Here is a 14,136-nt window from a genome sequence, read left to right as displayed (position 1 = left end):
GCCTCCTTAACCCTAAGGGGGGCTTGTCTCAGGTCTTTGAAATTTGATAAATTAATATCATAAATCTGGGATATTATCAGATCAATAACGGACAGGAGAGTAAAAGGATGAAGAGATTGTTAGCAGGAGCGTTAGTGCTCAGCATGGCGGTGGGATTAGCAGGCTGTGGGGCATCATCGGAAAAAGGAAAAGGTGAGAATGCGGCAAAGGAAAGTAACGCATTAGTTTATGGAAGCAATGATTATACGAGGATCAATCCGGCGATGGACGAACATGGAGAGATCAATATCCTGTTGTTTAATGGATTGACTGCGCATGATGGCAATAATGAGGTTGTACCGGGACTTGCCAAGAGTTGGGAGTTTGATGAATCAACATACACATATACATTTCATCTGGAAGAGGGTGTAAAGTGGCATGACGGGGAAGATTTTACAGCTGATGATGTGAAATTTACCATCGAGTCTATTATGGATCCGGATAATGGTTCGGAAAATGCACCGAATTATGAAGATGTGCAGGAGATTAATGTGGTGGATGATCATACAATTACATTCAAGCTGGATGCACCGAATGTGGCATTTTTGGATTATATGACAATGGCGATTCTGCCAAAGCATCTCCTGGAAGGAGAGGATATGCAGGAGTCAGAGTTTTTCCGGCATCCGATTGGAACAGGACCTTATAAGTTGGACAGCTGGGACGAAGGACAGGCGATTACGCTGGTAAAAAATGAGGACTATTTTAAAGGTGCACCGAACATTGACAAGATCATATTCAAGATCGTGACAGATGATAATGCCAAAGCAATGCAGATGAAGTCGGGTGATCTGGATCTGGCACTTTTGACTCCAAAGGATGCAAAGGAATTTGCAGATAAGGAAGGGTACACCTGTTATGATATGAAGACTTCCGATTACCGGGGAATTCTTTATAATTTTGCAAATGAGTACTGGCAGGAGAATAAAGACATTATTCCGGCGATAAATTATGGAATTGACCGGCAGGCAATCGTGGATGCGGTACTGCTGGGAGAAGGAATGACAGCGTATAGCCCGATCCAGCGTAATGTGTACAATGATGAAAATATGGAGCATTTTGATTACGATCCGGAGAAGGCAGAAGAGATTCTACAGTCTGTTGGATGTGAGAAGAAGGATGATGGTTATTACTACAGAAATGGCGAGAAGCTTGGATTTGTAATCTGTGTGGGTGCCGGCGATCAGGTTCGTGTGGATATTGCGCAGGCCGCAGCACAGCAGTTGAAAGCAATCGGTATTGATGTGACAGTGGAAGTTCCGGCACAGGTAGACTGGGAAGGACAGATGGCATATCTGATCGGATGGGGAAGTCCGTTTGATGCAGATGACCATACCTATAAAGTATTTGGAACCGGAAAAGGTGCGAATTATTCCAGTTATTCAAATGAAAAAGTAGATCAGTATCTGACAGAAGCGCGTCAGTCAGCAGATCCGGAGGTGCGAAAGGCGGCTTATGCAGGATTCCTGCAAGAGCTTACGCAGGATCCGCCGTATACATTTATCTGCTATATCGATGCTAATTATGTGGCAAAGTCATCGATCAAAGGAATTGAGCCGGACACTGTTATGGGACATCACGGTGTGGGTATCTTCTGGAATGTAGCAGACTGGACGATAGAATAAGCAGGGATAAAGAGGAATGTTAGATGGCAGCAGTACTGGAATTACAGGACTTATCTGTACAATTTCATACAGGAAAAGAGATCGTGCAGGCGGTGCGCGGCGTCAGTCTGGAAGTGCAGGAAGGCGAAGTACTGGCAATCGTGGGCGAGTCAGGATGTGGTAAGAGCGTGCTTTGTAAGAGCGTAATGAAGCTGCTCCCACAGACGGCTCATATTGCAGGCGGACGTATCCTTGTAGATGGCGCGGATATTACCGATTACCGGGAGCGGGAGATGGAGAAGCTTCGGGGAAATGTATTCTCGATGGTGTTTCAGGATCCGATGACTTCACTTAATCCGACGATGAAGATTGGTGCACAAATCGCAGAAGCAGTGCGTGTGCATGAACCAAAGATCCGAAAGGCGGAACTGGATGGAAGAGTTTTGGAACTTCTGGGGCTTGTAGGTATTGATCGTGCAAAAGAAAGGATGCAGCAGTATCCCGGGCAGATGTCAGGCGGTATGCGCCAGAGATGTGTCCTGGCAATCGCATTGGCATCGAATCCACGTATCCTTTTTGCAGATGAACCGACGACGGCACTGGATGTGACAATCCAGTCCCAGATTCTGGAACTGTTCCGCAATATACAGAAGAAGTTCAGGACAGCCACAATTCTGGTATCTCATGACCTGAGCGTGGTCGCTGGAGTGGCAGACCGGGTGGCGGTTATGTATGCGGGGAAGATTGTGGAGATCGGTACAACTGAAGAGATCTTTTATCAGCCGAAACATCCGTATACATGGGCACTACTGCAGTCGCTCCCGGCTCTGTCAAAAGGAAAAGCAGAACTCTTTACCATACCGGGAATGCCGCCGAACCTGGCACATCCACCGAAAGGAGATGCGTTTGCGTGCCGGAATCCTTACGCAGTTGCCAGAGATTATGAGGAAGAACCGCCGATGTTTCGGGTGAGTGATACCCATTATGCGGCTACATGGCTGTTGGCGGAAGATGCACCGAAGATTATGTTTGGACGGGAAAATGGGAAGAAGAGAGTAATACATCAGGAATGGAAGGATGCGGAAGTCCTGTTGGATGTACGACATCTGAATCATGCATTTCCATTGAGTAGAAAGCTTGCGGTAAAAGCAGTGGATGATGTGTCATTTCAGCTTAGAAAAGGAGAAATATTTGGACTGGTGGGAGAGTCTGGTTCTGGTAAATCTACAGTAGCCAGATGTATCATGAATTTATATCATAATGGCTCTGGAGAAGTGTATTATAATGGAATACCGCTGCATGACAGAAAGGCATACCGGAAGATGCACAGGCAGATTCAGCAGAATATACAGATTATTTTTCAGGATTCGACATCCAGTCTGAATCCGCGGATGAAAGTGAAAGATATTATTACAGAACCTCTCGTGATCAATCGTATCCGCCCAAAGCGCGGAACTTACAGAGAAGAAGCAGCATTTCAGATGAAATATGTAGGACTGGATGAAAGTTTTCTGGACAAGTATCCGGGGGAACTTTCCGGCGGACAACGGCAGCGGGTGGCAATTGCCCGTGCGGTTATCATGGAGCCGGAGCTGTTGATCGCGGATGAGCCGATCGCATCTCTGGATGTGTCGATCCAGGCACAGATCGTGAATCTGTTCCGGCATCTGCAGGAAGAGCATGGATTTACGTTTCTGTTTATTGCGCATGATCTGTCTATGGTGGAATATTTGTGTGACCGTGTAGGTGTTATGTATCATGGCAAATTAGTAGAAGTCGGACTCACAGAAGATGTGTTCGCACAGCCGAAGCATTCTTATACAAAGCGGTTGATGGAATCTATCCCATTACCGGAGCCGGGAAGAAAAGAAGAGAGGAGAGCATAAGAATGCGAAAAATCCATGGATTTATTATGGTAAAAAGCTGCTTATATTTGTGGTCAGTATCTTTCTTTTGTCGGTAATTGTATTCTATATAGCAAGGCTTGCACCGGGCGATCCACTGGTATCTTATTACGGCGAGCGGGCAGAGAAAATGACCGCCGGAGAGCGGGCATGGGCAGAAGAGAAGCTTGGTCTTCATGAATCCATCACTGTACAGTATGGTAAATGGCTGGGGCGGGCAGTACGTGGAGATTTTGGCATTTCTTATAAGTATAAAATGGATGTGCTGGAAGTGATCGAAGGCAGAGTCGGGAATACACTGCTGCTTGGCGGAGTGGGATTCGTGCTGATCTTTGTGTTGGCACTGCTTCTTGGAATCTGGTGCGCGTGGAATGAGGAACGCCTGATTGACCGTGCGATCTGCAAGATTGGAACGGTGACCAGTTGTATTCCGGAATTCTGGCTGTCGCTGGTGCTGATTCTGATCTTTGCAGTGGAACTCAAAGTACTTCCAAGCAGCGGAGCCTATACAATAGGAAAAGAGAATGATCTGGGTGACCGTATCCTGCATCTGATTCTGCCGATGACGGTCGTGGTGCTGGGACATCTCTGGTATTACGCGTACTTGATCCGCAACAAACTGCTGGAAGAGGTGCGCACAGATTATGTGCTTCTTGCCAAATCTAAGGGCGTTACCGGGAAAAGTGTTATGTATCGTCATTGTGTGCGCAATATTATCCCTACATATCTGAGTATTATGGCAATATCAGTACCGCATATTCTGGGTGGTACTTATATTATAGAAACAGTATTTTCCTATCCGGGAATCGGTACATTGTCTTATGAGAGCGCGAGATATCAGGACTATAACCTGTTGATGGTAATCTGCTTGTTATCAGGGGCACTTGTGATCCTGTGCAATATGATCGCGCAGACGATTAATGAACGAATTGATCCGCGGATGAAAGGCCCGGATCTGACAGAGGATGCGGAGGTGATCATGCGATGAAGCAGAAAAAGCCGATAATCTCTTCTGTGTTGTTGGGGCTGATCATCCTTGGCTGTATCGGGTGTCGGTTCATCATGACCAAAGATCCTACATATATGGATCTCGCTAATTACAGTCACGCGCCGAATGGTGAATTTTTGTTTGGAACGGATACCATGGGGCGCGATATTTTTTCCATGATCTGGTATGGCGGACGGATTTCTCTGTCGATAGGATTCCTTGCGACGGCGATTTCAACGGCGATCGCAATTGTGTTCGGCGCAGTCAGTGGTTATGCACCGAGATGGCTGGATGAGATATTGATGAGACTGACGGAGATATTTTTAAGTGTGCCGGAACTTCTGATCATTATTTTACTGCAGGCAGTAATTGGAAAAGCAACGATTTGGTCGCTTGCATTTGTAATTGGAATTACGAGCTGGACCGGCATTGCGAAGATTGTGCGGACAGAAGTGATTCAGCTAAAGAACAGTGAATATGTGTTGGCGGCACGCAGTATGGGAGGGAGTTTCTTCTATATATTAATCCGCCATTTGACACCGAATTTTATCTCATCAATCATGTTTATGGTAGTTATGAATGTCCGTGGGGCGATCGTGGCAGAATCGACCTTGAGTTTCATGGGTCTTGGCCTGCCGCTGGAGGTGGTATCCTGGGGAAGTATGCTGTCACTGGCAGATCAGGCACTGCTAAATGGAGCCTGGTGGATCATACTGATACCGGGTGCATTTCTCGTGACAACACTGATGTGCGTGACAAATCTTGGCAATTATCTGAGAATAAGAAATAATCAAGGTGTGAGAAATTTATAAGATAAGGGATGCTAATAATCACATAAGCATTCTGGTGAAAAAAGGTTATTGACAGTGGAAGTCTTCTGGTGCTAGATTCTCTTATAGAGCGTGAAAATGTACGCGATTCTATGAAGTGAGGGAATTAGAAAATGAACAGTGCCTGGAAGAGTTATGGATGTATATTTGTGGCAGGATGTCTGTGGGGAACCAATGGACTTTTCGTAAAACTGATGCAGGGAGCAGGGTCTACATCGGCGTATACCGGATTTGTGCGGATTGCATTGAGCCTGCTGATATTGACGGTGATCACATTAGTGAAAGAGGGACCGAAAGCCTTTAAGATCAGTAAAAATACATTGATCTCCTGCGCACTGTTAGGCTTGGTCTGTCAGGCACTGTACAATTATGTATATAGTTCCGCAATCAACAGTCTGGGCGTATCTTTTGCATGCGTCATGACTTATATGGCACCTGCATTTGCAAGTGTAATATCGTATTTTTTGTTCCGCGAGAAATTCGGACCGAATAAATACCTGGCGATGATCCTGAATCTGGCAGGATGCGTACTGACAGTGACTGGCGGAAGCCTGAAGGGAATGTCGTTTGCAGCTTCAGGATTGCTGTTTGGTCTGGCATCTGCGGCATGCTATTCACTGGTAGGCATTTTTGGAAGATTGGCATCCGGAGAATCTTCTCCGTTTGTTGTGGCAACTTACAATTTCCTGTTTGGAACAATTTTCCTTGGCTTGTTCGGACATCCATGGACGACAGTAGCAGATCCGATGAATTTCAAGATTCTTGCATATGGATTCGTGTATGCACTGATTCCGACAGGAATCTGCTATATCATATATTTTAATGGTGTGAGCAAGATCAAAGAAAGTAGTAAAGTTCCGGTAGTTGCATCCGTAGAGAATGTTGTGGCGGTAATCGTAGGTGTGATGGTGTTCCATGAAAAGGTAGGCATTGGTAATCTCGCAGGAATCGTATTAGTTCTGGGATCAATTGCGGTGATGAATATGGAGCTTCCGGTTTCAGGAAAAAGCATGCCGAAGCGCGTATCTGTGACGTCGCGGGAGCATGCTCATGTATAATAAGTAAGATGTTGGGGCGGGTCCCAAGGACTTTCATCCACTTATGAGCGAGCTCATGTGGATTTAGACCTTTTGACCCTGGCATCTAAGTAATATAGAAATGTTATTTGCCGGCTGTCTCCGGGTCAGACATTGCTTGATAGAAGAGGTATAGTCTGACGGAGTCATGCCGGTTATTTTTTTGAACTGTCTGGAGAAATAATGGATAGATGAATACCCGAGTGTATCCGAAATCTGGGTGAAATTCATCTTCTGCGTGCGAATCATTTCCTTGGCTGCGCGAATTTTTAAATGGGAAAAATGTTCGATAATGCCCATTCCGGTTTGCTGCATAATAAGCTTCTGAAGCTGGGATCTGCTGACCAGATTATCCCGACAGATCTTCTGGATCGTCAGTTTTTCGGAAAGATTTGCTTCCATATATTCAATGACCCGGCGGAAAATCTCCATATCATTGCGGATCTTGGTGGCTTTGATGGCACGGGAATCAGAGACTGTGTCAGACGGAGTCATACTCAGCTGGTGTCTGGTCAAAAAGATCAGAAACTGTTCCAGATAAAGACGAATGAGCTGCTCAGAACCGGTGAAGTCTTCCTGTTCTTTCTTTGGCATATTTTGAAGATAAGGATTGTCCAGCCGACAGTCGAAACAATGTCTTGCTTCTACAATGATGTTGGCAAGCAGTGTGCGTTCCATATCATCTAACTTTAGAATCCTGCGCCGGAAAAACTGCATGGCTTCACTGGTGCATTCAAATGCGACAACGACCAGATTAGGGGCAATATCACCGGTTGCCTTAACATTGTGAAATTCGTTCGGTTCGTGAAATATAACTTCCCCTTTCTTTAATACAATATTGCGCGTACCTGCAGTGATATTTACCTCACCCTTGTCTACGTATACGAACTCCCAGAAATCGTGGGATTCTCCTTCAAATGCAAATGTGCTCATGTATTCAAAATAGTGAATACTGTAGAGTTTTCCTACAGTGAAGACTGTGTTTAATTCGTTACCAATATATGCCATGTAAGTCACCTCTGTGTTGTACGGTACTATTCACAGTCCTCCACGCACATGCGCACTCGTCGCCTTTTCCGAGGCTCCAGTTTCACTCCTGACGGAGTTAAGACTGCTTATGTGGGTGGAGTTCCTGCTTCACAGGCTCGATATATAGATGCTGACAATCGCTTACGTGCAAGCACGACGCTCTTATCAGTATCTGTATATCGGCTGTGAATAGTAACTTTTATACAAATATTTTAACGTATAACTCAAAAAAATGCAAAAAGAATAGGACGATTGTGCAAAAATAGCGAAGAATCAGCTAAAGATTTTTGTGCAATTGTGAAGTACAATACAAACAAACTGGTGGTTTGGATAAAAGGAGGAAAATTATGGCACGGGTGATGAAGGTGCAGAAGAGCGAAGCAATCGCACATTTTCAGTATGAGGGACGACTGATCAAGGACGAACCTTTTGGAAATGGACATATCAACGATACTTTTCTGCTGACGTTCGAATTGAATAAGATGGGACGGATGAAGGCGATTCTTCAGCGGATGAACAATTCAATATTTGAGGAACCGGTTCAGCTGATGGAGAATATTCTGGGTGTGACTGATTTTCTGCGTGAGAAGATAGCGGCGGCCGGAGGTGATCCGACGCGTGAGACACTGAGTGTGATCCCGGCAGTAGATGGCAAGCCATATTATAAAGATTCGTTTGGTGATTATTGGAGATCCTATATCTTTATCACGGACGCGACCAGCTTTGACCAGGTAGAAAGACCGGAGCAGTTTTATCAGAGTGGCGTAGCATTTGGTAATTTCCAGAGAATGCTGGCGGATTATCCGGCAGATACATTGTTCGAGGTGATCAAGGGATTTCATGATACCAAAGCCAGACTGGAAGTCTTCAAGAAAGCAGTCGAAGCGGATGTGGTGGGACGTGCGAAGGATGTGCAGGAAGAGATCCGGTTTGTGCTGGATCGTGTAGATGTGGCCAATTATCTGTGTGATTGTCTGGCTAATGGCGAGATTCCGCTTCGTGTAACACATAACGATACCAAGCTGAATAATGTTATGATTGATAATGTGACAGGAAAGGGATTGTGTGTGATTGATCTGGATACGGTAATGCCGGGACTTTCTGTGAATGATTTTGGCGATTCTATCCGATTTGGTGCAAGTACAGCAGCAGAAGATGAGAAAGATCTGGACAAAGTATCCTGCAGTATGGAATACTTTGAAGCCTATACAAAAGGATTCGTAGAAGGGTGTGACGGTAAACTCACTGCCCGTGAGATGGAGCTTCTGCCAATGGGAGCAAAGACGATGACTTACGAGTGCGGTATGCGTTTCCTGACAGATTATCTGGAGGGAGATCATTACTTTAAGGTACATCGGGAAGGTCATAATCTGGATCGTTGCAGAACACAGTTCAAACTGGTAAAAGATATGGAAGAAAAATGGGATCAGATGAAGGAGATCACAGCAAAGTATTATGATCATTAAGAATGTTAAGAAATATACCGAAAATGGTAACTTTGAAGACGCGGAAATATACATAGAGGGAGAACGGTTTGCCGGATCTGTCACAGAAGATGCTTCGGAGCCAGTGATCGATGGTGAAGGTGCATATGCCCTTCCCGGTCTCATCGATCTGCATTTCCACGGATGCATTGGTGCAGACTTCTGTGACGGATCCAGGGAAGCCCTGGAAAAAATCAGTGAATATGAGGCTTCGGTAGGTGTTACAACGATCGCGCCTGCAACTATGACACTTCCGACAACTGAACTGGAGCAGATTCTTGCAAATGCTGCTGAGTATCAGAAGAATCCTGCACCGGGAGCGGATCTTGTGGGAATCAACATGGAAGGACCATTTATCAGTCCGGCAAAGAAAGGCGCGCAGGATGAGAGGAATATCATTCCGTGTGATGTAGATATCTGCCGCAGATTTTTGGAGGCTTCAAAAGGATTGGTGAAGTTTATTGGCATTGCACCGGAAGAAAGTGAAGATGCGGTATCGTTCATCAGAGAAGTAAAGGATGAAGTCCATGTGTCGCTAGCGCATACGAATGCAGACTATGATACGGCACTTGCGGCATTTCAGGCAGGTGCAGATCATGCGGTGCATCTTTATAATGCCATGCCGCCATTTACACATCGGGCACCAGGTGTGGTGGGAGCAGCTGCAGACTGCGAACATGTGTGGGCCGAACTGATCTGTGATGGCGTTCATATCCACCCGGCAACTGTAAGAGCCACATTTAAGATGCTTGGTGATGACCGTATTGTACTGATCAGTGACAGCATGCGTGCGACAGGTATGCCGGACGGTGTTTATACCCTGGGCGGACTTGATGTACAGGTAAAGGGCAATCGGGCAACGCTGGTATCGGACGGAGCACTGGCGGGTTCGGTGACGAATCTTATGGACTGTATGCGCACCGCAGTGAAGAAGATGGATATTTCATTGGAATCAGCAGTGAAATGTGCAACGATTAATCCGGCCAGATGCCTTGGTGTTGATAAGGAGTATGGCAGTATTACTGCAGGAAAGTATGCGGATTTGGTTCTGTTGGATCAGGATCTGAATATAAAGCGAATTATTAAAAAAGGTGCACTGTTATAAGTGCCGAGAAGGAGGACGTTATGAAAATATACAAAGCAAAAGATTATCAGGATATGAGCAGAAAGGCAGCAAATATTATTTCTGCACAGGTAATCACAAAACCAGACTGCGTGCTGGGGCTGGCTACCGGTTCTACGCCGGAAGGCATGTATGCGCAGCTTGTGGAATGGTACAAAAAGGGAGATCTTGATTTCTCAGAAGTGAAGAGCGTGAATCTGGATGAGTACAGAGGAATGACCAGAGATAACGATCAGAGCTATTATTATTTTATGCACAAACATCTCTTTGATCATGTAAATATTGATCCGGCGAATACACACCTTCCAAATGGTATTGCAGAGGATCCACAGGAAGAATGCATCCGCTATGAGAATCAGATTAAGAGTATGGGTGGAGTGGATCTCCAGCTTCTAGGTATGGGACACAATGGACATATCGGATTCAATGAGCCGGGTGATGAATTTACCAAGATGACCAACTGTGTAGATCTGCAGGAGAGCACAATTGAGGCAAATAAGAGATTTTTCGCATCTGCAGATGATGTGCCGAAACAGGCGTATACAATGGGTATCGGAACAATCATGCGTGCAAAGAAGGTACTTCTGATGGTCAGCGGAGAGGAAAAAGCTGAGACATTAGCAAAAGCACTGTGTGGACCGATTACACCGAAGGTGCCGGCATCTGTCCTGCAACTTCATAATGACGTGGTAGTAGTAGCGGATGAAGCAGCATTGTCCGCTATGAAATAAAGCAAAAATGCACAAAAAATAAACGTTTAAAAATTTGCCGATCTGAAGTATGGAGCTGATTGTGCAAATTAAATAGCTGATAATGCAAAGCAATTTGTGCAAGATTGCGAGAAAATGAATATAGCGTATTATATTCAGTACTAAAGGAGGATAAGGTATGAAAAAAAGGAACCGTATACTTTCTGTTCTGCTTTGTGCGGCTATGGTGGCCGGACTTGCAGGATGCGGAAGCAAGAACGATTCAAAGGATTCGGGCGAAAAGGATGGAAAGATTAAGCTGACATTCTCTACATCCGTATATGTAGAGGAACCACATCAGAAAGCAATTGATGCCCTTCTGGAAGCCTACAACAAAAAGAACCCAGATGTTGAGATCGAGGTTCTGGGAGCTGGTTATGATGGATATTGGGATAATATTACCAATGAGATCCAGTCAGGAACGGCAAGTGACATGATCCAGGTATATCCGGAGAATATCTCTACTTACCAGGCTCTGAAACCAGAAGGAACATTCGTTAATCTTGATGATTACATGAGTGATGATCTGAAATCTAAACTGACCGGACAGGATATGTGTACTGTAGATGGACAGACACTGGCTATCTCAAGTTATGCATGGGGAACTACTGGTATCTTCTATCGCAAGTCTATGCTGGAAGAGAAAGGTATCAACCCGGATGACATTAAGACACTGGATGACTTCAGAGATGCATGCTTAAAGTTCACAAAGGATGGAGGATATGCAACAGGTATCGTATCCGGAACTCATGCATTTACTGTAAGTGAATGGAACCGCCTGGTTGCAAGACCGGTATCCGGTGGACTTTACTTCCCGAATGGAGAGAGTGAGCCTTACACAGCAGACAATGTAAATGTTAACTGTGATGCCAACGTATGGGCTGCTCAGTGGTGGCAGGATTTTATTCTGAAAGACAAAGCTGCTAAGCTTGTAACAGATAAGAGTGATGTGCGTGAGATGTTCTGGAATGGTGAAGTTCCATTCTGTATGGACGGACCTTGGTTCGTAGGTATGACAAGTGACGATGTCCTGGAAGATACAGGCATCATCGCTCAGCCGGATATCGTATACAATGGCGAGACATACAAACCAAACCCGACCAATTATCCACTGGTTACTATGATCAACAAAGACTGCAAGCACCCACAGGAAGCATATGATTTTCTTGAATGGATGACTACAGATGAAGCACAGGCTATTATCGCTGACTGCGGTATGATCCCAAGTAACACAGATTACTCTACAAGTGATGAGTACATTAAGAATCACGAGCTTGAGTACAAGATCGTAGACTTTATGCAGAATAATTACGCAACTCTGGTCGCTGACCCTAACATCCCACAGCTTGGTGAGATCTCTCAGATCATGCTGGATGCATGCCAGCATATGTTCTCAGAGCAGGGAGCAGATGTTAAGAGTGAGATGGATGATGCGCAGTCTAAGATTGAAGAAGTAATGAACAAATAATAAATACGCAATGACGCGAGAATGCCAGCCAGCCTGGCATTCTTGCATATAGAAAGAAATTGAAGCGACAAGCTTCAGGGAGTGGTAGAAACATGGATATGGGAAAAAAGAGACAATTAAAGAAGAAGATGGAACCATACCTTTTTCTGGCACCTTTGCTGGTGATATTACTGGTCTTTCTGCTGATACCGATCGTGAAAGCGGCGATCATGAGCTTCCAGTATTACTACATAGTAAGACCATCTGCAGATGGTAATTATTTTGTGGGATTGGATAACTATAAGAACCTGCTTTCAGATTCGAATTTTTATAATTCTGTTAAGGTAACAGTGATCTATATCCTGGTAACCGTGCTTGGAAGATATGTATTAGGATTCCTTACAGCCCTGCTGCTGAATACCAAGTTTAAAGGAAGAGGAATTGCCCGTGCGCTGGTAATTATTCCGTGGGCAGTACCTGAGGTTGTAGCTTGTCTGGTATGGATGCTGATGTATGACCGAGATTACGGTATTATCAACTTCTTGCTGAATAATGCAGGTATTCTGTCGCAGAACATTGCTTACCTGCAGGACGTAAAGGTTGCATTACCGGCGGCGATGGTGGTTAATATCTGGAAAGGATTTCCATTTGTGGCAATTATGCTTCTGGCTGGTATGCAGAGCATTTCGGAAGATTTGTTTGAAGCTGCTGATATTGATGGTGCTTCATGGCTTCAGAAGGTACGTTACATTATCATACCGGGAATCAAATCCGTATCAACGGTAGTATTCCTGTTGCTGGTTATCTGGACGATCAAAGACTATGCGATCGCATATGTACTTGCAAAAGGCGGTCCGTCCAGAGCGACAGAGATCATGACGATCTTTATCCAGCAGACGGCGTTCAAGTCATTTGACTTCGGTAAGGCAGCCGCAGCCGGTATGCTGATGCTTCTGGTATCGCTTGTCTTTACCTTCTTCTACTTCAGAGCAGTTAACAGAGGGGAGGACGACTAATGAAAACCAAAAAAGGCGGCAAAGCGGTAACGGTTATACTGGTAATTATTGTATGTATATTTGCGCTGTTTCCATTTATATGGATGATTTCTACTTCGTTTAAGACGAATTCAGAGATCTATACAGCAGCACCTACATTCGTTCCGAAGCATCCGACAATGGATGGATATACCAGTATGTTTACGACAGAGACTGCTACATTTAATTTTAAGCAGTGGGCTGCAAACAGTATTTTTGTAGCATTCCTGACAACGATATTTTCCATGATTATAGCTGTGCTTGGCGGATATGGAATATCCAGATACCGGTTCAAAGGCCGGGGGGCACTCAGCTATATCGTATTGACTACGCAGGTGCTTCCGGGATCACTGTTGATGATTCCGCTGTATATTATCATGAGTAATCTTGGACTTTTGAATACCAAGATCGGATTGATGTTAGCGTACGTTACATTTACGGTACCGTTCTGTACCTGGATGATGAAGGGCTTCTTTGATTCGATCCCAATCTCTCTGGAAGAGGCGGCGAGAGTAGATGGTGCGGGAACATTCCGTTGTTTCTTTACCGTAACACTTCCGTTGACGGTTCCGGGACTGGTATCTACAGGATTATTTGCATTTATCAACGGCTGGAACGAGTATCTATTTGCAAGTTCATTTATGCAGAGCTATGATAACTGGACTCTTCCGGTAGGTATCGCCAGTTTCAAAGGCCAGTATGCGACGGATTGGGGAACATTGATGGCTGGTTCGGTACTGATCACCATACCGGTTGTAATCCTGTTCCTGTGTCTGCAGAAACATCTGGTAGGCGGTATGACAGCAGGAGCTGTGAAACAGTAAATAAT

At 45.0% G+C, this 14,136-nt stretch carries 12 protein-coding genes; 11 read left to right on the top strand and 1 reads right to left on the bottom strand.

Annotated features, from left to right (window positions below; genetic code table 11):
* The first annotated feature begins 107 nt into the window (after window positions 1-107).
* The 5 genes from DXA18_RS05770 to DXA18_RS05750 all read left to right on the top strand — a co-directional run bounded on the left by DXA18_RS05770 (window position 108) and on the right by DXA18_RS05750 (window position 6,423).
* Window positions 108-1,664, top strand: coding sequence for an ABC transporter substrate-binding protein (locus tag DXA18_RS05770; RefSeq protein ID WP_243007048.1), 1,557 nt, complete (start codon window positions 108-110; stop codon window positions 1,662-1,664).
* Window positions 1,665-1,687: 23 nt separating this feature from the next.
* Window positions 1,688-3,529, top strand: coding sequence for a dipeptide ABC transporter ATP-binding protein (locus DXA18_RS05765; protein ID WP_118383087.1), 1,842 nt, complete (start codon window positions 1,688-1,690; stop codon window positions 3,527-3,529).
* A gap of 49 nt (window positions 3,530-3,578) precedes the next feature.
* The gene (locus DXA18_RS05760; protein WP_330424425.1) at window positions 3,579-4,535 is read left to right on the top strand and encodes an ABC transporter permease; all 957 of its coding nucleotides are present in this window, start codon (window positions 3,579-3,581) and stop codon (window positions 4,533-4,535) included.
* Window positions 4,532-5,347 (top strand): ABC transporter permease, encoded by an 816-nt coding sequence (locus DXA18_RS05755; protein WP_118383085.1) that lies wholly within the window; start codon window positions 4,532-4,534, stop codon window positions 5,345-5,347. Before DXA18_RS05760 ends, DXA18_RS05755 begins: the two co-directional genes overlap by 4 nt.
* Window positions 5,348-5,478: 131 nt before the next feature.
* Window positions 5,479-6,423, top strand: a complete 945-nt coding sequence (locus DXA18_RS05750) for a DMT family transporter (RefSeq protein WP_118383084.1) — start codon at window positions 5,479-5,481, stop codon at window positions 6,421-6,423.
* Window positions 6,424-6,486: 63 nt separating this feature from the next.
* Here DXA18_RS05750 and DXA18_RS05745 read toward each other — a convergent pair whose 3' ends face one another.
* Window positions 6,487-7,449 (bottom strand): helix-turn-helix domain-containing protein, encoded by a 963-nt coding sequence (locus DXA18_RS05745; protein WP_243007047.1) that lies wholly within the window; start codon window positions 7,447-7,449, stop codon window positions 6,487-6,489.
* A 368-nt stretch (window positions 7,450-7,817) separates the two neighbouring features.
* Here DXA18_RS05745 and DXA18_RS05740 point away from each other — a divergent pair, with 368 nt between their 5' ends.
* From DXA18_RS05740 to DXA18_RS05715, 6 genes are all read left to right on the top strand, one after another.
* Window positions 7,818-8,936: a phosphotransferase enzyme family protein gene (locus DXA18_RS05740; RefSeq protein ID WP_118383083.1), complete on the top strand. Its 1,119-nt coding sequence runs from the start codon at window positions 7,818-7,820 to the stop codon at window positions 8,934-8,936.
* A complete protein-coding gene (gene nagA, locus DXA18_RS05735; RefSeq protein WP_118383082.1) occupies window positions 8,926-10,059 on the top strand; it encodes an N-acetylglucosamine-6-phosphate deacetylase in 1,134 nt (377 codons plus the stop codon). Before DXA18_RS05740 ends, nagA begins: the two co-directional genes overlap by 11 nt.
* Before the next feature lie 20 nt (window positions 10,060-10,079).
* Complete coding sequence (gene nagB, locus DXA18_RS05730) at window positions 10,080-10,808, top strand: glucosamine-6-phosphate deaminase (RefSeq protein WP_118383081.1); 729 nt, start codon at window positions 10,080-10,082, stop codon at window positions 10,806-10,808.
* 157 nt (window positions 10,809-10,965) lie between these two features.
* Window positions 10,966-12,294, top strand: coding sequence for an ABC transporter substrate-binding protein (locus tag DXA18_RS05725; protein ID WP_118383080.1), 1,329 nt, complete (start codon window positions 10,966-10,968; stop codon window positions 12,292-12,294).
* A gap of 92 nt (window positions 12,295-12,386) precedes the next feature.
* Window positions 12,387-13,289: a carbohydrate ABC transporter permease gene (locus DXA18_RS05720; protein WP_118383079.1), complete on the top strand. Its 903-nt coding sequence runs from the start codon at window positions 12,387-12,389 to the stop codon at window positions 13,287-13,289.
* Entirely contained in the window at window positions 13,289-14,131 is an 843-nt protein-coding gene (locus tag DXA18_RS05715) for a carbohydrate ABC transporter permease (protein ID WP_118383078.1), read from the top strand. The genes DXA18_RS05720 and DXA18_RS05715 overlap by 1 nt, the downstream gene beginning before the upstream one ends.
* The last annotated feature ends 5 nt before the right edge of the window (window positions 14,132-14,136 follow it).

The organism is Dorea sp. AM58-8, from assembly GCF_003464045.1.
Lineage (GTDB): Bacteria > Bacillota > Clostridia > Lachnospirales > Lachnospiraceae > Claveliimonas > Claveliimonas ammoniilytica.
This window is presented reverse-complemented; position numbering and strand designations above follow the sequence as displayed.